The 23,923-nt window shown below is 38.3% G+C and carries 20 protein-coding genes and 1 tRNA gene; 9 read left to right on the forward strand and 12 right to left on the reverse strand.

Annotated elements, in window-relative coordinates:
* Positions 1-35: 35 nt before the first annotated feature.
* The 3 genes from OQX64_RS14295 to tssO are packed head-to-tail and all read right to left on the reverse strand — an operon-like array spanning position 36 to position 2,074.
* Positions 36-1,013, reverse strand: coding sequence for a PKD domain-containing protein (locus tag OQX64_RS14295; protein WP_265819273.1), 978 nt, complete (start codon positions 1,011-1,013; stop codon positions 36-38).
* A gap of 44 nt (positions 1,014-1,057) precedes the next feature.
* Complete coding sequence (locus OQX64_RS14300) at positions 1,058-1,543, reverse strand: type VI secretion system transmembrane protein TssO (RefSeq protein ID WP_088299812.1); 486 nt, start codon at positions 1,541-1,543, stop codon at positions 1,058-1,060.
* 9 nt (positions 1,544-1,552) lie between these two features.
* Positions 1,553-2,074 (reverse strand): type VI secretion system TssO, encoded by a 522-nt coding sequence (gene tssO / locus OQX64_RS14305; RefSeq protein ID WP_265819274.1) that lies wholly within the window; start codon positions 2,072-2,074, stop codon positions 1,553-1,555.
* A gap of 171 nt (positions 2,075-2,245) precedes the next feature.
* On the opposite strand from tssO, the gene OQX64_RS14310 reads away from it, so the two are divergent.
* Together OQX64_RS14310 and OQX64_RS14315 are read left to right on the forward strand one after the other, a co-directional pair.
* Complete coding sequence (locus OQX64_RS14310; RefSeq protein WP_088299814.1) at positions 2,246-2,680, forward strand: GPW/gp25 family protein; 435 nt, start codon at positions 2,246-2,248, stop codon at positions 2,678-2,680.
* A 27-nt stretch (positions 2,681-2,707) separates the two neighbouring features.
* On the forward strand, positions 2,708-4,573 hold the full coding sequence (locus OQX64_RS14315) for a hypothetical protein (RefSeq protein WP_265819275.1): 1,866 nt from the start codon (positions 2,708-2,710) through the stop codon (positions 4,571-4,573).
* 19 nt (positions 4,574-4,592) lie between these two features.
* On the opposite strand, the gene OQX64_RS14320 is transcribed toward OQX64_RS14315, so the two are convergent.
* Positions 4,593-5,531, reverse strand: a complete 939-nt coding sequence (locus OQX64_RS14320) for a type VI secretion system baseplate subunit TssG (protein WP_265819276.1) — start codon at positions 5,529-5,531, stop codon at positions 4,593-4,595.
* A gap of 115 nt (positions 5,532-5,646) precedes the next feature.
* Between OQX64_RS14320 and OQX64_RS14325 the strand changes: the two genes are divergently transcribed.
* The 4 genes from OQX64_RS14325 to OQX64_RS14340 all read left to right on the forward strand — a co-directional run bounded on the left by OQX64_RS14325 (position 5,647) and on the right by OQX64_RS14340 (position 9,577).
* Positions 5,647-6,540, forward strand: a complete 894-nt coding sequence (locus OQX64_RS14325) for a TssN family type VI secretion system protein (protein WP_265819277.1) — start codon at positions 5,647-5,649, stop codon at positions 6,538-6,540.
* A gap of 17 nt (positions 6,541-6,557) precedes the next feature.
* Entirely contained in the window at positions 6,558-7,697 is a 1,140-nt protein-coding gene (locus tag OQX64_RS14330) for a hypothetical protein (protein WP_265819278.1), read from the forward strand.
* A 517-nt stretch (positions 7,698-8,214) separates the two neighbouring features.
* A complete protein-coding gene (locus OQX64_RS14335; RefSeq protein WP_265819279.1) occupies positions 8,215-9,039 on the forward strand; it encodes a glycoside hydrolase in 825 nt (274 codons plus the stop codon).
* 64 nt (positions 9,040-9,103) lie between these two features.
* Complete coding sequence (locus OQX64_RS14340) at positions 9,104-9,577, forward strand: CAP domain-containing protein (RefSeq protein WP_265819280.1); 474 nt, start codon at positions 9,104-9,106, stop codon at positions 9,575-9,577.
* 3 nt (positions 9,578-9,580) lie between these two features.
* Here the strand turns inward: OQX64_RS14340 and OQX64_RS14345 are convergent, their stop codons facing one another.
* From OQX64_RS14345 to OQX64_RS14360, 4 genes are all read right to left on the reverse strand, one after another.
* Positions 9,581-9,865, reverse strand: a complete 285-nt coding sequence (locus tag OQX64_RS14345) for a putative quinol monooxygenase (protein ID WP_265819281.1) — start codon at positions 9,863-9,865, stop codon at positions 9,581-9,583.
* Positions 9,866-10,002: 137 nt separating this feature from the next.
* Positions 10,003-10,076, reverse strand: a tRNA-Asp gene (locus OQX64_RS14350).
* A 105-nt stretch (positions 10,077-10,181) separates the two neighbouring features.
* Complete coding sequence (prfA, locus tag OQX64_RS14355) at positions 10,182-11,255, reverse strand: peptide chain release factor 1 (protein WP_088299822.1); 1,074 nt, start codon at positions 11,253-11,255, stop codon at positions 10,182-10,184.
* A gap of 135 nt (positions 11,256-11,390) precedes the next feature.
* On the reverse strand, positions 11,391-12,140 hold the full coding sequence (locus OQX64_RS14360) for a UDP-2,3-diacylglucosamine diphosphatase (RefSeq protein ID WP_265819282.1): 750 nt from the start codon (positions 12,138-12,140) through the stop codon (positions 11,391-11,393).
* A 245-nt stretch (positions 12,141-12,385) separates the two neighbouring features.
* Here OQX64_RS14360 and OQX64_RS14365 point away from each other — a divergent pair, with 245 nt between their 5' ends.
* Positions 12,386-14,512, forward strand: a complete 2,127-nt coding sequence (locus tag OQX64_RS14365; RefSeq protein ID WP_265819283.1) for a prolyl oligopeptidase family serine peptidase — start codon at positions 12,386-12,388, stop codon at positions 14,510-14,512.
* 72 nt (positions 14,513-14,584) lie between these two features.
* On the opposite strand, the gene OQX64_RS14370 is transcribed toward OQX64_RS14365, so the two are convergent.
* Positions 14,585-15,016 carry a hypothetical protein gene (locus OQX64_RS14370; RefSeq protein WP_265819284.1) on the reverse strand — a complete coding sequence of 144 codons (432 nt, stop codon included), beginning with the start codon at positions 15,014-15,016 and terminating at the stop codon, positions 14,585-14,587.
* Between the two features lie 561 nt (positions 15,017-15,577).
* Here OQX64_RS14370 and OQX64_RS14375 point away from each other — a divergent pair.
* Positions 15,578-16,588, forward strand: coding sequence for an NAD(P)/FAD-dependent oxidoreductase (locus tag OQX64_RS14375; protein ID WP_088299827.1), 1,011 nt, complete (start codon positions 15,578-15,580; stop codon positions 16,586-16,588).
* Positions 16,589-16,654: 66 nt separating this feature from the next.
* On the forward strand, positions 16,655-16,981 hold the full coding sequence (locus OQX64_RS14380; protein ID WP_047799587.1) for a 2Fe-2S iron-sulfur cluster-binding protein: 327 nt from the start codon (positions 16,655-16,657) through the stop codon (positions 16,979-16,981).
* A 118-nt stretch (positions 16,982-17,099) separates the two neighbouring features.
* Here the strand turns inward: OQX64_RS14380 and OQX64_RS14385 are convergent, their stop codons facing one another.
* From OQX64_RS14385 to OQX64_RS14395, 3 genes are all read right to left on the reverse strand, one after another.
* Positions 17,100-19,706, reverse strand: a complete 2,607-nt coding sequence (locus OQX64_RS14385) for a glycoside hydrolase family 2 protein (RefSeq protein WP_265819285.1) — start codon at positions 19,704-19,706, stop codon at positions 17,100-17,102.
* Positions 19,707-19,779: 73 nt separating this feature from the next.
* The gene (locus OQX64_RS14390; RefSeq protein WP_265819286.1) at positions 19,780-22,035 is read right to left on the reverse strand and encodes a GH92 family glycosyl hydrolase; all 2,256 of its coding nucleotides are present in this window, start codon (positions 22,033-22,035) and stop codon (positions 19,780-19,782) included.
* Between the two features lie 88 nt (positions 22,036-22,123).
* Positions 22,124-23,821 (reverse strand): S41 family peptidase, encoded by a 1,698-nt coding sequence (locus OQX64_RS14395; protein ID WP_265819287.1) that lies wholly within the window; start codon positions 23,819-23,821, stop codon positions 22,124-22,126.
* Between the last annotated feature and the right edge of the window lie 102 nt (positions 23,822-23,923).

Consider the following 23,923-nt stretch of genomic DNA (forward strand, 5'->3'; position numbering starts at 1 on the left):
TCTTACAGATGAGCTTTAGAAGTTAAGATGTTAATCTATTTTGATTGATCAGTAGCGGCAGTGGCTGTTGCTGCAGGCTGGACGGTTCCCGAATGTTGTTTAATATTTAATAAACTTGCACAGGTAGAATTTGGTTTAATGGTAAGTTGTGCTTCATCTACCGCAATCTCTCCCCCAAAGGTTAGGCCCATACAGTACGAATAAATATCAGTCTGTTTTTTCTTTCCGTTCATCTCCACATTAACGGTTACTTTTTCATTTCCACACATGTATTTATTAATCAGGTAATAGTAGTTGGAATTAAAATCAGCTCCATTTGCGATTGCCTGTAAACGTGCCCTGATATCATCGATCGTTTTGCGTTCTCCATCACCTGGCGCCACTAGATCGTCTACAATCTCTGCATTAGGATCAGTAATCAATACGGTTAAATAAGCGGGTTTACGTGCTTTGTCTGACCGCAGCCGAACCACATATTTTCCTGGTGCCCGATAAGTATACAAAGCGGTTTTACCTTTCACATCAACCCTTCCGGTTTCACCGAAAGACCATTCAAAATCTTTTCCTTCCCCATCTCCTTCCAATCTGATTTCTTCATTAACCAAACCTGCAGTAGGCCCGCTGATGGTGAGCACACTATCTGCAACGGCCGTTTTTACGGTATCTCTTACCGTAATCGGAAACTCCTGGCGCAATTCTCCGTCAACCGTTAAGCGTACAATGTAAGTATCCGGTTTAGTGTAATGATAAGATCCCGTTTTTGTGGTGGCTCTTTCGCCGTTACCAAATTCCCATAGCCACTTTTTGGCATTTGGGGTATTATCGGTAAAAACTAAATCTTCATTTAAATAAATCTCGTCTTTGAGAATTCTGGCTTCAATTGCTCTTTTTTCGAACAATGAGCTTTTAAATAAAAAGATGAGGCCTGTTAACAGTAATACAGCCAATAAGATGTATAAAATAACATAGCCTTGTGAATTTGAATTAACCTGCTTGGTGTTTGAGTCAGACATAGTTAGCGTTTTATATTTATTGTTTTGATAAGGAATTAGATGGTTTATCTTGATGAAATCGTTTGTTGTAACTGTCGCCTGTTGGTAATGCAGTCGTCAAGTTGTCTTTTGTGCAATTCAATATCCGATATATTTCTGTTCTGTTCCTGCCTGTCGTAAAATAACCTGTCATACAACTGTGCCGTCTGAACGAATATTTTGTAGCGTGAATCGGATGCTTTACGATCGAATGCTGATTTTATAGAGCCCAGCGAAAGCTGAATGTCATTCTTTAAAAAAACGGCCTGTACGTTTGGATTATAGCGCGTAATCTGCTTAAAAGTGGTATCAATGGTGGGCATGGTTTCCTTTACCATGTTTTCAAATACTTCATTTTCATTGATTTTAACTTCAAGATCTTCTTTCGAAATTTCATATCGCGATTGGTTGCTGTAGAAAATACCAAAGCTCAGCAGCCCTACGGTAAAAACAAACAACGCTGTAAAAAACAAGAATTGTTCGCGTCTTTCTTTAATGCTTAATTTTATCATGGTAAACTATTATCGGCCGAATCGCCCGTTTCTGATTCTGTTTGCTGCAGACCTGTTGGCCTGTTGACATTCGTCTATTTGCTCTTTATAACGCTGTATGTCGCCTCTCGACTGGATGAGCGAATCCTGCAAATCAGCCATTGCACCAACGTTATTGTTTAGTTTACCATACAAGTTAAAACTTGGACTATCCTCCGTTTTTTTGGAAATCAGATCTTTAATTTTGTTGTTGGCCGACTGTATATCAGCAAGAAGAATAGCCTGCTTGCTCATTTCATTGGCATTGTAAGCCCGGTATTGCGCAAGCTCTTTAAAACGAACCAGGATCAGGTCAAAGTTGGTATTAATGTCTTTTCTTAAATAAGATAACTTTTCTGTTTCCTTCACTTTTTTATCCAGCAGGGCATATTCATAATCAGAGGCTGCAAAAAAAAGAAAAATACAAAAAATAGAAAAAACAGTGAGGATCAAAAAATTCAGGATAAACTTTGTATAAGCATTCCTAATTTCGACGGCGTTAATGGGTTTCATAGAGCTTTATGTTTCACTTAAAATAGTTTATAATTAATCTGACAATCAACATCACTTAATCACACAAGCCTTTTCAAATCAACTTTGCAAATAACAATTTTTTATATTTTGTGTTTGGATATAAAAACGATTATTTTAAATTACTTTTAACAAACTTTAAGCCAACTTTCTATGTCTGAATTTTTTTTCAATAAACCCTTCAGATTTAACTCCCTATTTCTAGGTAGTGGACTTCAATCCACTGATCTTGGAAAGTCTATATCGAACCATATCGAATTGATTATTTTTACACGATATGGAGAGCACCGCTACCGTAACGATTTTGGTTGTGAGATATGGGACCTTGATTTTGAGTTAATTGTAAGTGAAAGCCTCTGGGAGGAAAAATTCCGCAAATCCCTGCTTAAATCGATCTCGGATTATGAATTTAGAATAGATCATATTGCAGTAGAAGTACGTATTACAGAGGTCGAAAATGTATATCCTTTACGCAAAATAACAGAGATTAAAAAGAAGGTTGATATCACGGTAAGGGCCAAGATAAAAACCACCGGAGAAAAATATTTTTTTAATACCGCTTTATTCCTCAGCCCACTTTCAACCTAATCTAAAAACGACTCATTTATCCTACACATGAAGCCAGTATTTTATTCATCAAAAGATGAAATCCGAAATAGAATATTAAAAAACGCAGAAGATTTCTGGAATATTAAAGACAGTAATGATTTTGATCCGTTAGTCAGGTTAATTATTGAAGCCTTAAGTAACGAACTTTTTAATGTTGCCAATGATGTTAAAAATCTGGAAAACAGAATTTTTGATAAGATCAGCCGGATTTTAGCACCTGATCACCTGACTTCTTCGTTGCCTGCCCATGCCATTATCCACGCCAGGCCTATTGAAGATGAAGATTACCTTTCGCCATACACCCAGTTTGCTTTTAAGAAAAGCGTTCAGCAGGAAAATGACAAAGCTAAAAAAACAGACATTTTTTTTAGTCCATTGCATACTGTAAAAGTTCATAATGCCACTGTAAAATATATTGCAACTGGAAATACCCTTTTTAATACCGTAAATACAAGTAAACAACCGCTCTTAAATACACTTCCTGGCTTTTCAATAGAAAAGAATACCATGTATATTGGCTTAAGCGGGATTAAAAACTGGATGGATTTTAACAAGTTGAATTTATTTTTCGACTGGAAGAATTATTCGGTACCTGAAAATACCTATGATTTGTTATCACTGGGAAAATGGTTTTATAAGGATAACGAACTTAGTGCTTATACAGAACGATTTATGGATGAACCTTTAACAGGTAAAGTTGAAGCCCCCTTCCATCACAAGCAATTGCTTAATCTCATTAAAGCGGATATTTTACAGTTTTACAGTAACCGGTTTCTCACACTGGGCGATCTTAACGATTTCAACATCGATGATCAACAGGAATTGCCTGCTGCCTTGGGCAACATTTTCCAGCCCGCAGCTTTAAACCAGATCGATAAAAATGTAAAATGGCTGAAAGTAATTTTTCCGGCGGTAATTAATCAGGAAATGCTGAATGAACTTCATGTTTACATCAATGCATTCCCGGTGGTTAATAAGAGATTAAGCCAGATTAAACACCGGCTTAAAACGATGAATAACATTATTCCGATTAAAACAGAAGCCCTTGATCAAATGCTTGCGGTAGAAAACCTGCAAGATAACCACGGGCATAGTTATAATGAAATTCCCTTTACCAACGAGAATGAAAAGGGTGATGGCTCATTTTCCATCAGGTATGGTGGAACAGAACGCTTCGATACGAGGAATGCAAAAGAACTCGTTGACTATCTTTTTGAATTGCTTAGAGATGAAAAAGCTGCCTTTTCTGCCTATGGTCCTGATTTTTTAAGCACCATACTCAAAAACTTAGAACAAAACATTGCCCTTATTGAGCAAAAAAGCCGTTCGGCGCTGAAAGATATTAAAGAACTGCCAAGTTACATCATACTAAAGCCGATTGATGATGCTGATATTTTATTTGTAGATATCTGGGTAACACAGGCTGAAGAAGCCAACCACATTAATGCAGGTAGCCGGTTAGTGGTTTATGAGAACAATAAAGTCAATGCCGAAAGTATCTTTTTCCTGAGCCAGACAAAAGGAGGCCGCACAAAATTAAATGCCACCAACAGGGTACAGGCTTATAAGTATGGCTTAACTACGGCAGACAGGATTATCACCAAAGCTGATGTCATTAATTTTTGCCGTTATGAACTGGGTGAGAAACTGAGTGGAATTACTTTGGCCAAAGGCATAATGATGGACCATAAACCCAATGCGGGCTTTATTAAAACAACAGATATTATTATTGAGCCTGCCGAAAATATAAAACTGACTGCTGAAGATTGGGAAGAATTATTAAGTTTAACCCTGGCTAAATTAAAACTCAGAAGCACGATGAACATACATTACCGAATGTTATTAAAACCTTCTGTGTATAAAGTAATATAATTAAGTGTTTAAAACAGGATTAAATATAAACCGTGTAGCCCAGATAGGCACTTTCGCCACCATCAGTTAATAAGGTTTCCTGAAAGTCTGCGGCCGTTAGTAATTCAACATTGACGTCAGCATCAACTGGTATAAGGTAGCTAATGGCCATATCTAAAATAGCACGGTTTGGCTGCCCCGGAATAAACTTAATCAATTCCTGCGGGGTGGCTGGTCCAATATTGATGTGATAAGCTTCGTTGTCAGGCATAAAGCTGTCTCCAATAATGGTGTCAATACCAAGGGCACTTTGCCCCAGCTGCATCTGCATGTCATCCGCTATTTTTACCGGGCTAACATTGGCCGAAGCATCTACCAGCAGAATCGGCAGATTAAACAAGGCTGTAAGCACTTTAGATACGAAATCGATATCATTCCTTTTTTGCTGAATTTCAGGTAGCAGGTGCATCCAGATAATGCTCTGCTCTTTATTTAACAAATTAAATTCATCCCAGCCAAATTCGAAAATCTGGCTTAAATCAGCATAGGTAGTTTTTTTATCAAGTTTATTTTCATAAAGCTCGGTCATGATCCTGACATGATTGATTTCAGCATCAAAAGGTGTAAAAAACAACCTGGCATGCCGTTCTTCCTCCCTCCTGTCCTTAATATCCTTAATCATGGATTCTTCATCCATCCCCGCGCTTCCGGTAGGTGGACGGTGAAAAATTCCTTCAGGTAACATATCATATAAACTTTCCCGGTTGGCGCTGATGCGGATGCGGTCTTGCCTTCTCTTTTCAGAATAATAAACTTCACTGTTTTCGATATCTTTTGCAAAAGCGCGCTTATCCGGTCCAATGGGGATAATTTCAATCCTGTCGGCAGCAATGACCTCCCGTTCTATCAGGTCGGCAGCATGTGCAATCGCTTTATAATCGGTAAAGAGTTCATTATGAACCAAAGTTTCTTTTTTCATCTAAACTTTAAGCTAGATTATTTGTTAAGGTTAAATTTATATTATAGAAAAAAATAGGATTACAATCAACTACTAAAGATACTATATTTGTAACACATCACATCTAAAAAAATTAATGGACGTTCAATCATTTTTTATTCGCTATCTGCTATTTCCGCTGATCTTCATTGTCTCGGCCAGCGTACTCTCTATCATTAATAAAAAGAACCAGTTTCTTAATAACAAAAGACTTATTGTAAGTGTTCTCCTTATCGGCATTATTTTAGCACTCCCCGGTTTTTTAGGATTTCTGAATTTTAATTTCATGCCTTGGGGCTACATCATCTGCTGTATTTTTTACATTTTAACCGGTACCGTTTTTGTATATCTGCTCACCAAGCACTACGCCACTGAGCTGCTGGAACGTAAGGTATTTATTTTCTTCGCGACGCTGGTTTCAGCTATTCTGGCACTTTATTTATATCAACTGGCTTTTAACTGGCTAAGCAATGTTCATTTTGGCTGGTGGGGAGCCGGAAGTATTGCCTGGTTCTTTGTACCGCTCATGTTCTGGTGGGCATATGTTTCCCTGCTGGGCATCCCGTCAGAAATTTACAAGATCTGGAAATATCCTGCAACACCTCTGGACATTAACATGGACCATGTAGATTTTAATAAGTTACTGGTATTGGAGCTTGAACTTTATAAAAAAAGCACTGATCCTGAACCTTTAAAAGTTAAAGTTAAGGCACCTGAAAATATGAACTTTGGTATCTGGTTTCATAAATTCATTGATGATTATAACCTTAAATTTGCTAAAAACCCTGTTGAATTCAGAGATGAAGACCAGGATGGTTACAAGTGGATATTCTTTATCAAAACATCATTCTTTAAAAGGAACATTTTTATTGACCCGGATTTAGACATCACAGAGAACGGCATTTCAGAAAAAATGACCATTTATGCTAAACGTGTATCCGAAAACGTTAACAAGCCAAATGAAGTAGGAGAAAGTGCTATCTTTATCTAACCATTAAAACCGCTACCATGATTAAGCCACTAAAACATAAATCGATCAACTGGATTAATGGAATGAAGTTATCCAGTAATCATTTTACTGCCAACGATCTCTATTTACAGGATTTTGTCAGGGATGCCATATCTCTTAATATCAATAATGCCAACTATGGATTCTTACCGCCACTTGCAGGATATCCTAACTCTCATGATATTGAAATCGTAGAAAAGGCAACCAATCATATCGAAATCAGGGTGAAACATTGCAATGCATTAACACCGGAGGGTTGTCATATTGATATTTTGCAGAATGACAGCATGGATAACCTGACCCATAGTCATTATTTCGGCCAATCAGAACCCCGCAATTATTACATTTTACTGGTTGTAAATCCTTTTAACCGGGTGCCGGCTGGTACGCCAGATCCGGAAGAGAGCCCTATACGCTATCCTGAACTGGCTAAAGCTTACAGCATTGTTGTTCTTCCGGAAAACGAAATTGCTAGCCAGTTGCCCGATAATTATTTTCTGACAATCGGCCAGGTTTATCATGAAAACGGGAGGATTTCCATCAACAAAAATTATATTCCACCAAGTTCTACCATTACCAGCCACCCGGCATTAATCCGCTATTATGAAACATTTAACAGCTTGCTTAACGATTTGCAGCTGGCTTCTTTTAAGATTATTGATAAGACCGGAGGCAGGGATAACATCACTCCTTTAGGTAAAAATATCAGGTTGGTTTCTGAAAAAATTGTTGATTTTATTGCCAGTATTTTTTATGAATATCGAAATGTTGCTTACCGGGAATCTCCAACTGTTTTAGTAGGGTATTTTTCCAGTTTGGCACATATCTTTTTCACGGCCATCAAATTAATTGACTCTAAAGAAAGAGAAGAGTTATTAAAGTACTTCTATGAATGGAAGGATGTAACTCCAGGAAATTTTGAAGAGTTATTGGCTAAAACAATTGAAATTGTTTATGACCATAAGCAGATTAACCAATCGATGGTTACCATTAACGACTTTTTAAGTGTATTGGTTGCACTATGGAATAAACTCAGCGGACTGGAATATATCGGTCAGCGCAAGGAAAACATTGTGGTTGCAGAACAGCAAGTTGTGCAACAGGTGCAGGCCAGAAAAACCTGGACGCTTTTAGATTAAATTAGCAGCAAACGGTAAATTACCGATCAATATTCAGTTTAAATGATTGGGCGTAAGAAAAAAAGCCTAAATCATTAAATGCTAAATGTTGATCGGTTTTTTTATTTAAAATAAAACAGATTAAATCATTATTCTTGAAATCTTTGACTCACAAATTTATTCAGTTTAATCATGAATACAGCTGGGCTTTCTTCTTGTATAATTCACTTCTTTAAATCGCCTTCTCAGGCATCAAGGCGATTGGCATTTATCTGCTGATCAACAAGCCACTACATTACACTTTCTTTATAACAAAATAACCTATATTTAAATACAAATTATTGTAGCTTAAAACTACCTTAATGTAAGGTACAAAACGTATTACGATAGTATCAAAGATATTTTCAATGAAGATAGAAAATGGCCGAATAGAATTTATAAATTTTAATATAAACTCATTTTACCCATGGCTAACGAACAAAAAGTAAATCTTCATCAGCTCAAAAACTAACCAAATATTTACCTAAAATTTAAAAAGATGAGTAAACACCTAACATTTAAAGCCATGCTATTATTAACCTGCTTATCCGCAATATGGCTATCTTGCAAAAAAGATCGGGAATCAGTTGTGACAGAGCGCGTAAAGGCCTGGGAGACTTTAATAGATGGTAATTCTTTTGCCAGTTACGGTAATTTTGAAGCAAAATGGAATTATAACTATCCTTGGGGCACTGATCATAATGGCGCTGCTCGCATGGCAGGTAGCAGTACAAACCATAGCCAGATTGCACTAAGTAGTGGAGAAATGACAATCACTGCCACTCGATTGACAAGTTCACCAGGCAACAGTACAGCAAATGGCTTTACCAATGTAGCCATCTGGTATAATTCAGGCGCATGCCATGCTAAACAACAGGTATTAATTAATGATCAGTTTCCAAGCTATACCATCTCTGGAGATTTTGCCGTTCCTACAGCGAGAGGAACCTGGCCTGCTTTCTGGATTACGGGAGTAAATTCATGGCCACCGGAAAGTGATATCATGGAATTTAAAGGAAATTCTACCAATTGGCAAAATACTTACGATGGTGCTTGGGAAAATAAACTGACAAATGTATCCAACGCCGGATCTTATCATAATTATAAGTGCTGGTACAATAAAATAAGTGCGACTGATGTAGAATGTCATTATTATATTGACAACAACTGGGTCGCCAGACATGTCTTAAGTAATGCGGTTAACAAACCTATGTGGCTCATTATTAATATGCAAATGGAGGGTGACAGTGGTTCGCCAGGTCCGACCGGGAATACCTTATACCGTATTAAGAATGTATATATGGGCAGGGAAAGAGCCTTTTAAGAAAATAAAATATGGAGGTATCCTTAAGCTACCTCCATTTCAATAAATAATAAAGACTTCAGAAATGAAACCCATCATTGGCTGTATGCTTTGCTGCATAATATTTCTGCAATGCAAGAAAGATGTAATTGCACTGCCCCTACAAGATTTTAACCTTGTCCTGGAGAAAATTAATTTATTAAGGCAATCGGGCTGTAACTGTGGAAGTGATTACATGCCGCCTGTGGCTCCCTTATCTTTAAACAGTCAACTGGAGAGTGCGGCCATGGCACATGCAAAGGATATGGATCAACGAAATTATTTCGAACATATATCACCTGAAGGTATTACTCCTCAAGAACGTGCCTTTAAAGCGGGCTATAAGGGTAATGTTGAAGGTGAAAACTTAGGCAAAGGATATCTTAATGCAGACGAAGTAATTAACGCCTGGAAAAAAAGCGCGAGCCATTGCAAAGCGATGATGGATGCCAATAGTAATGAAGCTGGTATTGGCTTCAGCGAGAATTACTGGGCGATATCATTTGGCGCTTCATTATAAAATTTAAGCTATTTTATTTGTTTGATGAATTACAATATCTGTTGTTAGCTCACTTGATTTGGCCACAAAATCTAAAAGATATTCTTGTTGATTATGGAAATCCAAGCCGGTCTCATTGGTCCACTCTTCATGGAAAATAAATAGATTACGACTAGTATCTTCATGTAAATCATACTGCACGCAGGCGATCTCTTTTCTGGATTGTACAACCATATTAAGCAGTATCTTGCTCAATTCTTCTTTTGTTTCCGGTTTGCCTTTAATAATAGCGGTCAGGTAAATGCTCATATATTTCAGTATTTAAAAATAAGTGTGCTAAATGTAACCTAAAAATTCTGATCTCTACATCATTTTTCACCTCATCAAAGCATGATTTATCATTAAAACAAAAAAGCCTTAACTTTTTCAAGTTAAGGCTTTTTTTGCGGAATGGACGGGACTCGAACCCGCGACCTCCTGCGTGACAGGCAGGCATTCTAACCAGCTGAACTACCACTCCTTTTGTTTACTTTTTAAAAGTTTAAACCTCTTTCCCCTTTCGAGGTTGCAAATATAGAGACAAATTCTTTAATTGCAAACTTTATTTTAAAATAATCGTAACCAATTAACCTACAGCACCTTCCTGCATTTTTTCTGCATTCTCGGCAAATTGCAGCGCATCAATAATTTCCTGAATATCTCCGTCCATAATAGAAGGGAGGTTATACATGGTTAAACCAATCCGGTGCTCGGTAACCCTACCCTGCGGATAGTTATACGTTCTGATTTTAGCAGAACGGTCACCAGTCGAAACCATTGTTTTACGTTTCGCCGCTATATCACCATTCTTTTTCTGTAATTCGATATCATACAACTTACTTCTAAGCATTTCCATCGCAATTACGCGGTTACCTAACTGCGAACGTTCCTGTTGACAAACGACTACAATACCTGAAGGCTTGTGCGTTAACTGTACTTTCGTTTCTACCTTATTTACGTTTTGTCCACCGGCACCACCAGAACGGGAGGTTTGTAATTCAATATCTGCAGGGTTAATATATAAATCAATCTCTTCTGCTTCAGGTAAAACAGCAACAGATGCTGCAGAGGTATGAACCCGGCCTTGTGTTTCGGTATCAGGAACACGTTGTACACGGTGTACACCACTTTCATACTTCAGCTGGCCATACACATCATCACCATTTACTTTCAAAATCACCTCTTTGTACCCACCGGCAGTACCTTCTGTTACATCAACGGTTTCCACTTTCCAGCCTTTGGTTTCGAAATAGCGGGTATACATCCGGTATAAATCACCGGCAAAAAGGGCAGCTTCATCACCACCGGTACCACCACGAATCTCAAAAACAGCATTTTTAGCATCTTCAGGATCTTTAGGAATCAGCATTAAACGGATATTGCTTTCCATTTCTTCCTGCTGCTTCAACAACATATCCAGCTCTTCCTTTGCCATTTCACGCATTTCAGCATCCTTCTCAACGGACAAGATCTCTTTGTTGGCATCAATATTACTCATCACATTTTTGTAGATTTTATATTCATCTACAATCTTGCCCAAGTCTTTATATTCTTTATTTAAAGCCGCAAAACGTTTCATATCCTGAATCACATCCGGATTACTTAACGATTCCTCTACGTCTTCCCAACGCAGCTTTATAGCTTCTAATTTGTCTAACATATTTATTCTTGTTGAAATTCCCCGAACCTGGCATAAATCCAAAAATTCAGGAAATGCAAAAATAAGGAAAAAAGCTGAATTAGCCTTGAAACCTAAAGCTTCAACTCAATTAAAGGTTTTCAAAAAGTAAGATTCTTATGGTTTACCTGTAAAATATTCAAGCTTAAGGTCTATCCCATCAAAAACAGCGTAAGAATTATAGTTAATCCACTCGCCAATATTTACATAACGACTTTCGTTTCCCAGATCTAAATCCAGTGGTAAATGCCTGTGGCCAAAAATAAAGTAATCGAAGTGTTGTTTCTGCAACTGTTCTTTCGCATAAATGGCTAACCATTCCTTGTCTTCGCCCATAAAAACTTCTTTCTCGGTTTGTGCTGCTCTGCTGCCCTGGCTCCATGCACTGGCCATACCAATACCCAAATTCGGATGTAAACGGGCAAAGAGCCACTGACAAAGTCTGCTTCTGAAGATTTTCCTTAAAAATTTATACTTCGCATCTCCGGGGCCTAAACCATCACCATGGTGCAGATAAAACCTTTTTTCGTTACGTTCAATGACCAGCTCATCGCTGATAATTTCCATTCCGATTTCCTTTGTGAAATAATCGCGCACCCACATATCATGATTGCCTTTAAAGAAATAAATTTTAATCCCCTTATCTGCCATTGCAGCCAGCTTTCCCTGAATACGAATGAACCCCTTTGGAATCACCTTCGCATATTCAAACCAGAAATCAAAAATGTCGCCCATTAAAAATAATTCGCCGCAATCAGGCTCGATAAAATTTAACCAGCTTACAATACGTGCTTCCCGGGCACGGCTTTCAGCATAATCTGGAGTACCCAAATGAAAATCAGATGCGAAATAAATTTTTTTATCCATGTCTGAGCCAAAGGTAAAGGAAAAAGAGGTGAAAGTTCAAAGCAGGAGGTTCAAAAGAAAAAACTTAAGAACTAAAGCAGAAAGGATTATAAAGAGACCTGAGTCATGGACGTTTAACGATAGACGACAAATGATCAATATCCAAAAATCTCTGAAATCATCCCGCAGAAAATCAGTGAAATCCTGCAATCTGTGTAATCATACTGAAGGCAAAAACATATATTAGTAAATAAATTGTTGCTACTATGAAAAATAAACTTTTATTAGGCTTATTTGCGCTAAGCCTTTTAGCTTGTAATCAAGGTAAAAAACCAATAGATAAAATAACACGAATGAAATATCCGGATACCAGAAAAGATAGCACAACCGATCAATACTTTGGTAAAACCATTGCCGATCCTTATCGATGGCTTGAAAACGATACATCTGCAGAAACCAAAGCCTGGGTTATTGCAGAAAATAAAGTAACCCAAAACTACCTGAATCAGATTCCTTATCGTGCTGACATTAAAAAGCGGCTCACCGAAATCTGGAACTACCCAAAGGAAAGTGCACCAATGAAAGTTGGAGAATACTATTTCTTTGGGAAAAACAATGGTTTGCAAAATCAAAGTGTTTGGTACATCAAAAAAGGCCTGGAAGGAAAAGAGGAAGTATTTCTTGACCCGAACAAACTTACAACAGATGGCACAGCTGCAGTTTCTTTACTCGGATTCTCACATGATAAAAAATATGTTGCCTATTCTATAGCGCAGGCCGGATCAGACTGGAGCAGTATTTACGTAATGGATATCGCCACTAAAGCTAAATTAAGTGACGAACTGAAATGGACCAAATTTTCGGGTGCGGCCTGGAAAGGTGATGGATTTTATTACAGCAGATTCGATGCACCTGCAAAAGGGACAGATTTATCTGCCACAAATAAGTTTCAGAAGATTTACTACCACAAACTGGGTGCGCAACAAAAAGATGATCAGTTAATTTTTGAAGATAAAACCAACCCAAACTTATATTTCGGTGCAGATGTAACAGAAGATGAGCGCTTCTTAATTATATCTGCAAGTGCCGGAACATCCGGAAATGCATTGTATTATCAGGATTTAAAGGAAGTAAACAACAAAATATTGCCATTGGTTAAAGGTTACGACCATAATCATGATATTATTGATAATAACGGAGATCAGCTATTGCTCTATACGGATTTAGACGCAGAACATAAGCAGGTGGTTTTAATTGATCCTAAAAATCCCGATCCTAAAAACTGGAAAAAGATTATTCCTGAGTCGGAACTTCCGCTGGAAGCAGTATCAAGCGGCGGTGGTTTTCTATGGGCTTCTTATCTGAAAGATGCCAGCACCCATATTGTTCAGTTTGCTTTAAACGGCGCTAAAATTGGCGAAGTTAAACTTCCGGAAATTGGCACCGCTGTTGGTTTTAGTGGCTATAAAGAAGATAAAGAATTCTTTTATACCTTCACTAACTTTACAACACCGGGAACCATTTACCGCTATGACATTGCAAAAGCGACATCTTCACTTTACAAAAAATCCGAACTAAAATTAAACACCGACAATTATGAAACCAGTCAGGTTTTCTATCCCTCAAAAGACGGCACAAAAGTTCCGATGTTTATCGTCCATAAAAAGGGAATTAAGCTTGATGGCAATAATCCCGTTTACCTGTATGCCTATGGTGGTTTTCAGGTGAGTTTAACGCCATCTTTCAGCTTATCACGGATGTTGTTTTTAGAGAAAGGCGGGATTTATGTACAACCCAGTTTACGCGGCGGAAGTGAATACGGAGAAGCATGGCATAGAAACGGTATGTTAGCCAAAAAACAAAATGTGTTTGACGATTTTATTGCCGCAGCAGAATACCTGGTCAAAGAAAAATATACCAATCCGGCCAAAATCGCGATCTCTGGCGGTTCAAATGGTGGCTTGCTGGTTGGCGCCTGTATGACACAAAGGCCAGAACTTTTTAAAGTTGCACTACCAGCTGTTGGTGTTTTAGATATGCTACGCTACCACAAATTTACTGTGGGTTGGGGATGGGCAGTAGAATACGGCACCAGCGATAAGAAAGAAGATTTTGATTATTTGATTAAGTATTCGCCACTACACAACGTGAAACCAGGTGTAAACTATCCGGCAACACTCATCACTACTGCAGACCATGACGACCGCGTTGTACCTGCACATTCATTTAAATTTGCGGCAACCTTGCAGGAAAAATATAAAGGTGAAAACCCAATACTGATCAGAATTGAAACAAAAGCTGGCCATGGCGCAGGAAAACCAACCACTAAGTTGATTGGGGAGGCTGCTGATGTGTGGAGCTTTGTTTTCCAGAATTTAGGGATGAACTGGTAATGATCCTTGCCACAGCAGTGCAATACGCATCGGATATCCTGATGTTAACTGTGCTGTTGTGGCAACGTTATTTTACGACATTAACCTGGGGAAACCAGCTATATACTCAACACCCAGACAACCTTTTCTAATCACCATTTCAACCCTATCTTCGGGCTTTACACGCTTTAACTTAAGGTATAGGTAATAAAAGCCAGAGACTTCCTTCTTACCCAGGTTATCAAATATTACAAAATAAATTGTCCTTCTTCCTACAGTTCGCGTTGACTTTTCTATAATCTGCGTTTCTATACTGTGCTTTTCTTTTAGCCATAAGCGGTTTATCAAAAGCAACAATATATCAATGAACCAGAATTTCAATAAAATTGTTAAAAAAATAACCTGACAAATATAGCCCCAAATGGTACCCGCTAAACTGGTATCCCTGGTAAATCCTAATCCGAAACAGAAATAAGCGATTAAAATTGGAACGATGAAGAGGTAAGTCAAAATATTGATCTTCATACTGAATTTAGGTTCTCTCAATATAATATGCAAATCCAACACTAAAAGAGATAACAACGGGATTAACAATATCCATCTCCAAGTGCTATGACCTGAATAAAGACCATAGATGCACAAAGGAGCAAATGTGGCAGGCATTTGCCAGCTTCTGCTGCAAAACAGAAAAAGGAAGAACCATAGCGCAGCAAAAGGTAAAGCAATGAAAAAATAATCGAGCATCGTTAATTAAAGTTTTAGGAAAGATATCATTTATTTTGAATTTTAACACCTCTGAAAACTTACTTCATTGAATACCAGATTTTAGACCTGTCGATAGCAGTGATACCGATCTATGAATAATCAATTAACAACCTTATAAAGTAAAGCCACTCCATTTTCCTACTAAACCTATAGACCAATTATAATTTGCTTTAAACTAAACAAAAACCTTAACTTTTGTTTTTAATTCATTCAAAGCATATAAAATACTGAATACAAAAAGATTACAGAATTATCTAGAATATTTCTAAATAGGGATGTTCATAAAAGTTTATTTTGTAACTTTGCGTAAATTTTTTTTGAATGATCTCTACTGATATAGCCATAATTGGCGCTGGTCCGGTTGGTTTATTTGCCATTTTTGAAGCCGGTTTATTAAAAATGCGTTGCCATTTAATTGACTACTTACCACAGGTTGGTGGTCAGCTTTCTGAAATTTATCCTAAAAAGCCAATTTATGACATCCCGGGTTATCCTTCGGTTCTTGCTCAGGAATTAATTGATAATTTGATGGAACAGGCCAAACCTTTTCATCCTACTTTTACCCTGGGTGAACGTATAGAAGGTTTGGAAAAGCGTGGCGAAGCTGATTTCGTTTTAACAACTAACATGGGTACTGTTATTGAATCCAAAGTGGTGGTTATTGCAGGTGGTTTAGGTTGTTTTGAGCCCCGCAAACCTGCCGTAGAAAATTTAGAGAATTTTGAAAACGGTAAAGGTGTTAACTATATGATCCTTGATCCGGAGAAATACCGCGATCAGAAAATGGTAATTGCCGGTGGTGGCGATTCGGCCTTAGACTGGACGATCTATCTGGCTGAAGTTTGTTCAGAACTGACCCTGGTTCACCGAAGCGAAAGTTTCCGTGGCGCACCAGATTCAGTCGCCAAAGTGATGTCTCTTGCTGAAAGTGGAAAAATTAACCTGATCCTGAATAGCAATTTACAGGCTGTACAGGGAACGGATAAATTAGAACAGGTGGAGATTGTTCAGAACCGCACAATGGAAAAAACTGTAGTAGCCGCCGACCATTTAATTCCTTTGTTTGGTTTAAGTCCGAAATTAGGCCCGATTGAAGGATGGAACCTAAACATCAGCAAAAGTGCTATTGAGGTAAATGTAGACGATTATTCAACCAACATTCCAGGTATTTATGCCATTGGCGATATTAACACTTACACCAACAAACTAAAATTAATCCTGAGTGGTTTCCATGAGGCTGCATTAATGAGCCACAGTGCTTATTCATACATGAACCCAGGCGTGAAATACACGATGAAATATACTACTGTAAACGGCGTTTCAGAATTTTAAGGATTTTTTAATTTGTGTTCATAAGCTCTGTAGTTTTAGTTAAGTTTGCGTTAATAAGTGAGCGAAATGGAAAACAACATAACAATATACATGCAGGAGCCGGATGGCTCTGTTACAGAACATGAAGCACCAACTGATATGGGCTTAAGTTTAATGGAATTTTTGAAAGCTTCAGAATATGATATTCTGGCAACTTGTGGTGGTATGGCTTTATGTGCGACCTGCTGCGTAGATGTTTTAGAAGGCGAAGAAAAGCTTAATGAAATGACTGATGACGAATATGCAATGCTGGATACTTTACCAGATTTATTGCCAAATTCGAGATTAGCCTGTCAGTTACAGTTAAACAACAACATGGATGGTTTGAAGGTGAAACTTCACGGTGTGAGCTAGAAAAGCTTATTAAAATATTAAGGGCGATATGTTAAGTATCGCCCTTTTTTGTTGGTTTCAATTTAGATTATAAACCTCACAATTTTAAAAAACCTGAGGTTTGTGCAGCAATATGCAATTAATTTATCGCTACCGTTTTTCTTTCTACATTCCAGCCATATACTTCTACAGCCAAATTATCCTGCGCTCCGGTATATTCTACTGTAATGTTTTTATGCTCGCCCGGAAGAATACTCACATAATTATCATCATAAAATGCCGGGAGAATGCGTTTACCACTCTGCTTATCGATTAGTGCAATTCGATTAAAAAAGGCAACCGGGTTATCATTTTTATTGCTCAACGTTACCTCAACTTTGTTGTTCGACTTTTTCGCGGCCATGACATCTAATGGAGTAGCTTTCAATTTTTGCAAGCCACTGTATTCGCCGTTTTTGTCTGCCAGCCAGTAAATATTTTCACTTAAGATACGCTGTTTCTGATCCAGGATTCTAAGCGAAACAAATACACCTTCTTTCTGATCCAGTTTCTTTAAAAAATCATTTAAAGAGAAAAACTTACGAACTGATGAAGCACCGATGCTGTTAAAAGCCTGCGTGATGAAGTGCTCTTTTCCGTCCATATCATATGCTTTTGCCTGAACCATTAAATTATTCAGACCTGTAAAGCCATTATTAACCACGGTAACCATGCTATCAACAGGATTCATCATTACGTGTAATGGCTCACTTCCTTTTCTTAAACCATATAAACAGGCATTTGGATCAAGATAATAATCATACATCTGACCACGAAGCGCTGTCCATGGATTTTGTGTTTTCCAGATAATTGACCCGGTATACCAATCCCACATCTTGTTAGAAAATCCTTCCATTAAGGCACGGTATTGATCATAATTAACCAACTGTGCTTTCATGGCGAAATCTTTTACATCTTTAGCCTTTCCGTATGGATTGATGTATTGTTCATAAGCAATGTATTTATGGTAATCCCAAACCGAATCTGGCTTGTTCTTAAATTGTGGTGCTACCATATTTTTTGCGGGGATAAACCTTTCTAATGATTCATAATCGCCCACACCCACTGATCCCACTTCAGAATTATATGGAAATGTTTTAGTACTCCAAAAGCTTTTCGGATCCTGGATGCCATATGGACCATCGCCATTGCCACCCAGATCATTAAACGACATTTCATCACTGTTAGAAAAATCGAAAAACAGGCGGGTGCCATCTAAACGAGGTAAAATATCGTTTTTAACCGGGTTTAAAATATCTTCTGGCGGCGTGATTTCATTTCCACCGCACCAAAATGCTAAGGAAGCGTGGTTGCGAATCATTTTCACCTGATCTTCAATCGCATCTAATACCAACGGGTGGTTATCCGGATAGTTTCTCCGTGTCCATTGGTCTTCTTTTTTCATCGGATCAACCCAACGGCCATTACAATCGCCACTGAACCAGAAATCCTGGAAAACCAACAATCCATATTTATCACATGCGTTATAAAATTCTGGTCGTTCGAGGATCGCACCTCCCCAAATCCGAATCAAATTCAGATTCATATCTTTATGGTACCTGATTTCAGCATCATAACGGGCATCACTGAAACGAAGCATGGCATCAGAAATAATCCAGTTGCCGCCTTTAATAAAAATTTTCTGGCCATTTACATAGGCACCCATACTTTTGGTATGTGCATTCCAGATGTTATCAATCTGCCTGATTCCTACCTTTAAACTTTCCTGATCATAAACCTGGTTTGCGGAAAGGAACTGAATTTTAAGATCGTAAAGATTTTGTGCGCCATAACCACTTGGCCACCAAAGCTTCGGGTTTTCTATAGACAAATCTGCAAAGTTTACTGTTGTATTTTTACTAGCCGGCAATGAGATAGATTTGCTAATGGTTTTACCCGCAACCTGGTATTGCAAAACGCCGGTGACTACTTTATTGGTTGGGTTATCTACCTCTACCGATACTTTTAGTGTTGCTGGTTTTTGAGTACCTGCTGGCAATCTTTTACCCGGCACCAAAGTAACGACATGCAGATTTTTAATATTAATCGCCTTGGTTTTCTCAATGGTTACCTTATCCCAAATTCCGGTATTTCGATCACGAATGGGTTGAATCCAATCCCACCCAGCGGTGTACTGTGTGGTTAATCCTTTTGCAATGGTACCATCACCACCTTGTCCGCCGTTGGGGTTTCCTGGAAAATCAGGTGGATAAACCAACACGGCCAATCTGTTTTTTCCTGTTGACGATAAGAATTTTGTGATGTTGTATTCTGCCCGGATGTGCATCCCCTCGTGTGTTTTAGGATTTAGTTTTTTACCGTTCAGATAAAACTCCGCCTTGTAATTTATTCCGCGAAACTGCAGCCACACTTGTTCATTAGCTACTGCCTTTTCCGAAAAATCTTTAACAAACCAATACGTGTAATGATCATTTCCGGTTTTATAAACATCCTCAATTTTTTCATTGTTCATGCCATAAAATGGATCGGGCACTTTTTTATTATTTAACAAAGTGGTCAGTACTGTTCCCGGAACTGTAGCAGGCATCCAGCTGTTAAGCGAAAAATTTGTGTCCGACAATTGCTGACCGCTCACTTTAACTTCTTTAATGTTATTGCACAACCAGCCAGTGTTTAATTCGTAGCGTTGTTGTGCCTGAGCACAAAAATTGGCAACAAACAAAAAAAATAAAAGCACTCTTCTCATATCCTGTATACTATTGAATGTTTGATTGTAGGATGAACATCGGCATATTGCTAACATTCATCCAACTAATAATTTATTTTCCCGAAACCGGTCTGTCACTTGCTGATATACCCCATAATTTAGAGGGTTGATTTCCCATATAAATTGTCATGTAACCACCCTCTACAATGGTTTTATGTAGGATAAATGATTTGGTATATGGCTTCCCATTTAATAGGATTCGCTGAATATATTTGTTTTCGCTGCTGTTATCAATTACGTTTATATCAAACGTTTTTTTGTTGGGCAAATTAATCGTGGCATTCTTAACCAGAGGCGTACCAAAAACATAGGCACCATTGGCCGGATTTACCGGATAAAATCCTAGGGCAGAAAATACGTACCAGGCACTCATTTGTCCAACATCTTCATTACCACATAATCCATCTGGCTTGGAAGTATAGAAGTCGTGATCAATTTTACGGATTAAATCTGCGGTTTTCCATGGCTGACCAGCATAAGCATATAAATATGGAATATGGTGCCCAGGCTCATTACCTTGTGCATAATTACCAATCAATCCAGAAATGTCTGGCGAGCTTTCCTTGCCTAAATCAGCAGGAACAATAAACAGGGAATCCAGTTTGTTTACAAAAGGCTTATCGCCACCGAAAAGATAAATTAAACCTTCTACATCCTGTGGCACCAACCAGGTATATTGCCATGCATTTCCTTCCGTGTAATCATCCTCACGGTGTTTGGCTGCAACCGGACTAAATGGTGATTTCCATTTCCCATCAGCCAATTTACCCCTCATAAACTGCACATCCTGATCAAAGTATTGCGCATACAAACCAGCTCTTTTACTGAAATACTGATAATCATCCGTTTTGCCCAACGATTTTGCAAACATGGCAATACAATAATCATCAATGGCATATTCTAATGCTTTGGCAACAGATTCATTTACTTTATCTGCCGGGATATATTTCAACTTCTGAATGTAATCGATGCCATCAGTTTTCTGCATGGCAGATTGTTTCACAGCTTCGTAAGCCAGATTGACATCAAAACCACGGTAACCTTTTAAATAAGCATCAACCACTACCGGTACGGCATGGTAACCCACCATGGTATTGGTTTCATTGCCCATCAAATGCCAAACAGGCAACTTTCCTTGTTCTTTGTAAATGGCCAGCATGGTGTTCACCACATCATTCACTTTATCCTGATGAAGGATAGTATAAAGTGGATTGGCTGCCCGATAGGTATCCCAAAGCGAAAAGGTAGTGAGGTTGTTGAAACCAGCCGCATGATGAATTTTCTTGTCTGTGCCTAAATAATCTTTATTCACATCATTAAATAAGGATGGTGCAACCATCGTATGATAAAGTGCGGTATAAAAGACTTTTTTAGTGTTTGCTGAAGCATCAATTTTTACTTTTGACAATTCTTTTTCCCACTTTGCATCAGCTGCTTTTACGGTAGATGTAAAATCCCACCCTGGCAACTCAGTTTTTAAATTCAATAGCGCATTCTCCGTACTCACCGGCGATAAGGCTACTTTAATCTGCAATTGATTTTGCTTAACTGATGCAAAATCAATTACGGCCTTAATTTTTTCACCACTTACATCAGTCCCTTTTGCAAGTTTATCATCGCTATAGATAGAAAACTTCTGTAAAGGTTGAGAAAGCTTAATCACGAAATACAACCGCTGATCGTTGGCCCAGCCTTTAGAGTTTCTATGTCCTACAATTGTAGTGGCATCCAGTTGTTTAAATGAAGCGTTAACAGGCTTATCCCACCCGATCCCTTCAATCAAATCAATAATAACATGAGGGGTTGCTGTTTTTTTAGGAAAGGTATATTGATGGAAACCAACACGTTCGGTGGCCGTTAATTCTACTTTAATTTTGTACTTATCCAGCAATACGCTATAATAACCTGCTTTTGCCACTTCATTTTCATGTGAAAACGTGGAAAGATATCCTTTATCTTCCTCACCCTTTTTACCTTTTTGCAGAATGGTTTCTCCGGAGGCTGGCATAATGGAAATATCTCCAAGATCACCAATTCCGGTACCACTTAAGTGGGTATGTGAAAACCCCGTGATGGTATTGCTCACATAGTTATAGCCACTGCACCAATCCCAACCTTCAAAAACATTATCTGGCCCCAGCTGTACTGCCCCAAATGGGACATTGGCACCAACAAAAACGTGACCATGCTTAGCAGAACCAATAATGGGATCAACAAACTGGGTTAAATGGGCAGTTTTCTGGGCATGCACATTTGCAGATAAAAGGAGTGCGGTAAATAAAACAGGTGTAAGTTTCTTAAAATTCATGGTTTATTATTCGGTATTTGATAAATCGTTTTACTAAATTAGATAATAATAGCTCGTTATGTTAAAATATTTTTCAATAATGACAGGATTAATCTAGTGAGGCCGTTTCTTTAATGGGTTTACCAATTACTTTGTAATTCCCATCGCCCTTTAAAATCGCTAACATCTGGGGCTGATTACCAAACAAAGCCTTAGCTGCCATCAACTCCTTATCATATTGAAAACTTTGCTCGATTCTCCCCCTTTCATAAAAATAGCGGCTCACAATTTGTGTTTCCAAAACTCTTTTGATCTCTGATTTATGCGTGGCTACATCTGTTTTTTTAGAGATGGTCAGTTTATATTTCAAATTTTCAAGGTCAGCTTTAACTTCTGCCGATTTATTTTCCTTCTCGGCTTCCTGCCGTAAATCAGACAGCAACCTTTCGGTTTTGCTTTGATAGGTCAGGTCTTTATCTGCTAAGGTATTCACAAAAGCAGTATAATCGGCATCAGATAGCTGAAAAGTTTTTGCAGATTCGAGCTTGGGGTTAGTTTTCCGGTATTGATTGGCATAGTTGAAAAATAAATTTTTACTAATCATGGAGATGGTTACCGGGCTTAGTTTATCGGTATTAACCACCACCACCACATCCGGATAGATGCCATTACCACTGTATACATTTCTGCCGGCTTTGGTTTGAAACATCATCATGGTTGAATCAGCAAAACGCTCTGCCACGCCATCGGCATTTTTATGCGTATAATCCAGCTTTTGAATACACCTGCCGGATGGGGTATAATATTTAGCAACCGTTACTTTTACCAGACTGTTGTAGGGCAGATTAAAGGTTTGTTGAACCAGGCCCTTTCCATAACTCCGCTGCCCCACCACAATTGCCCGATCAAGATCCTGCAGCGAGCCGGCTACAATTTCTGATGCAGATGCAGAGTTTGCATTGACCAGCACCACTAATGGAACATCAAGAGCAACCGGAGGATATTGGGTTTTATAGGCAATTGTTTTTTCAATATTTTTGCCCTTCTGGGTAACAATGAGCTGATCTTTTTGCACGAACAGGTTCACAATCTTTACGGCTTCCTGTAATATTCCGCCACCATTATTCCGGAGGTCAAGAATAATTCCCTTTGGATTTTCCTTATTGATATTCAAAAGGGCATCCTTTACTTCCTGACCAGAATTTTCTAAAAACTTATCCAGTTTGATATACCCCACGCCATCGCCTACCATACCTGAATAGGATACATTTGGCTGTTTGATTTCCTCGCGAATAATTTTCTTCTGGAGTTCTTTACCTTCCCTAAACAAAACCAGGTCTACCGGAGTACCTTTAGGCCCGCGCAATAACTGGCTGATTTCAGCCCTTTCTTTCCCCTTAACTTCAACTCCGTTTATTTTTACGATCTGATCACCGGCCTTTACTTCACCTTTATTAGCCGGGTAGCCTTCGCTTACTTCATTCACGAAAAGTTTGCCCGCAATCAAAACGGTACTGGCACCAATGCCGCCATATTGGGTACTGACATATTTAAGCTTATAATCTTCAATCTCAGATTCCGGCACATATTCAGTATAAGGATCAAGGCTATCCAGCATGGCATCAATACCGGTTTTCATCAGTTGTGGTGCATTGGTATAGTCAACATAATTGATATTAATTTCCTTATAAAGGGACGCGAAAATATCGAGATTTTTAGAAACCAGGAATAAGTCTTCTTTAAATGAAAATGATAAAATCGCCATACAACACCCTGCGGCTAAAAAAGCATATTTTATTTTTTTCATCCTTGCTAATATTATAATGGTGACACGAATAAAGATTGCTAAACAGAGATTTAACTGTATCTTAATACAACATGAAGTGCATTGAAAAACAATTCCTGACCG

Origin of the sequence: Pedobacter sp. GR22-10 (assembly GCF_026239715.1) — a bacterium.
Taxonomy (GTDB): Bacteria; Bacteroidota; Bacteroidia; order Sphingobacteriales; family Sphingobacteriaceae; genus Pedobacter.

What these genes read in the sequence shown, in the direction of transcription:
- OQX64_RS14300 (WP_088299812.1), bottom strand. Translation starts at nt 1,543, where the DNA reads ATGATAAAATTAAGCATTAAAGAAAGACGCGAACAATTCTTGTTTTTT.
- OQX64_RS14395 (WP_265819287.1), bottom strand. Translation starts at nt 23,821, where the DNA reads ATGAAAAAAATAAAATATGCTTTTTTAGCCGCAGGGTGTTGTATGGCG.
- prfA (WP_088299822.1), bottom strand. Translation starts at nt 11,255, where the DNA reads ATGTTAGACAAATTAGAAGCTATAAAGCTGCGTTGGGAAGACGTAGAG.
- OQX64_RS14320 (WP_265819276.1), bottom strand. Translation starts at nt 5,531, where the DNA reads ATGAAAAAAGAAACTTTGGTTCATAATGAACTCTTTACCGATTATAAA.
- OQX64_RS14295 (WP_265819273.1), bottom strand. Translation starts at nt 1,013, where the DNA reads ATGTCTGACTCAAACACCAAGCAGGTTAATTCAAATTCACAAGGCTAT.
- OQX64_RS14360 (WP_265819282.1), bottom strand. Translation starts at nt 12,140, where the DNA reads ATGGATAAAAAAATTTATTTCGCATCTGATTTTCATTTGGGTACTCCA.
- OQX64_RS14385 (WP_265819285.1), bottom strand. Translation starts at nt 19,706, where the DNA reads ATGAGAAGAGTGCTTTTATTTTTTTTGTTTGTTGCCAATTTTTGTGCT.
- OQX64_RS14315 (WP_265819275.1), top strand. Translation starts at nt 2,708, where the DNA reads ATGAAGCCAGTATTTTATTCATCAAAAGATGAAATCCGAAATAGAATA.
- OQX64_RS14340 (WP_265819280.1), top strand. Translation starts at nt 9,104, where the DNA reads ATGAAACCCATCATTGGCTGTATGCTTTGCTGCATAATATTTCTGCAA.
- OQX64_RS14370 (WP_265819284.1), bottom strand. Translation starts at nt 15,016, where the DNA reads ATGAAGATCAATATTTTGACTTACCTCTTCATCGTTCCAATTTTAATC.
- OQX64_RS14310 (WP_088299814.1), top strand. Translation starts at nt 2,246, where the DNA reads ATGTCTGAATTTTTTTTCAATAAACCCTTCAGATTTAACTCCCTATTT.
- tssO (WP_265819274.1), bottom strand. Translation starts at nt 2,074, where the DNA reads ATGAAACCCATTAACGCCGTCGAAATTAGGAATGCTTATACAAAGTTT.
- OQX64_RS14390 (WP_265819286.1), bottom strand. Translation starts at nt 22,035, where the DNA reads ATGAATTTTAAGAAACTTACACCTGTTTTATTTACCGCACTCCTTTTA.
- OQX64_RS14330 (WP_265819278.1), top strand. Translation starts at nt 6,558, where the DNA reads ATGATTAAGCCACTAAAACATAAATCGATCAACTGGATTAATGGAATG.
- OQX64_RS14345 (WP_265819281.1), bottom strand. Translation starts at nt 9,865, where the DNA reads ATGAGCATTTACCTGACCGCTATTATTAAAGGCAAACCGGAAACAAAA.
- OQX64_RS14325 (WP_265819277.1), top strand. Translation starts at nt 5,647, where the DNA reads ATGGACGTTCAATCATTTTTTATTCGCTATCTGCTATTTCCGCTGATC.
- OQX64_RS14380 (WP_047799587.1), top strand. Translation starts at nt 16,655, where the DNA reads ATGGAAAACAACATAACAATATACATGCAGGAGCCGGATGGCTCTGTT.
- OQX64_RS14365 (WP_265819283.1), top strand. Translation starts at nt 12,386, where the DNA reads ATGAAAAATAAACTTTTATTAGGCTTATTTGCGCTAAGCCTTTTAGCT.
- OQX64_RS14335 (WP_265819279.1), top strand. Translation starts at nt 8,215, where the DNA reads ATGAGTAAACACCTAACATTTAAAGCCATGCTATTATTAACCTGCTTA.
- OQX64_RS14375 (WP_088299827.1), top strand. Translation starts at nt 15,578, where the DNA reads ATGATCTCTACTGATATAGCCATAATTGGCGCTGGTCCGGTTGGTTTA.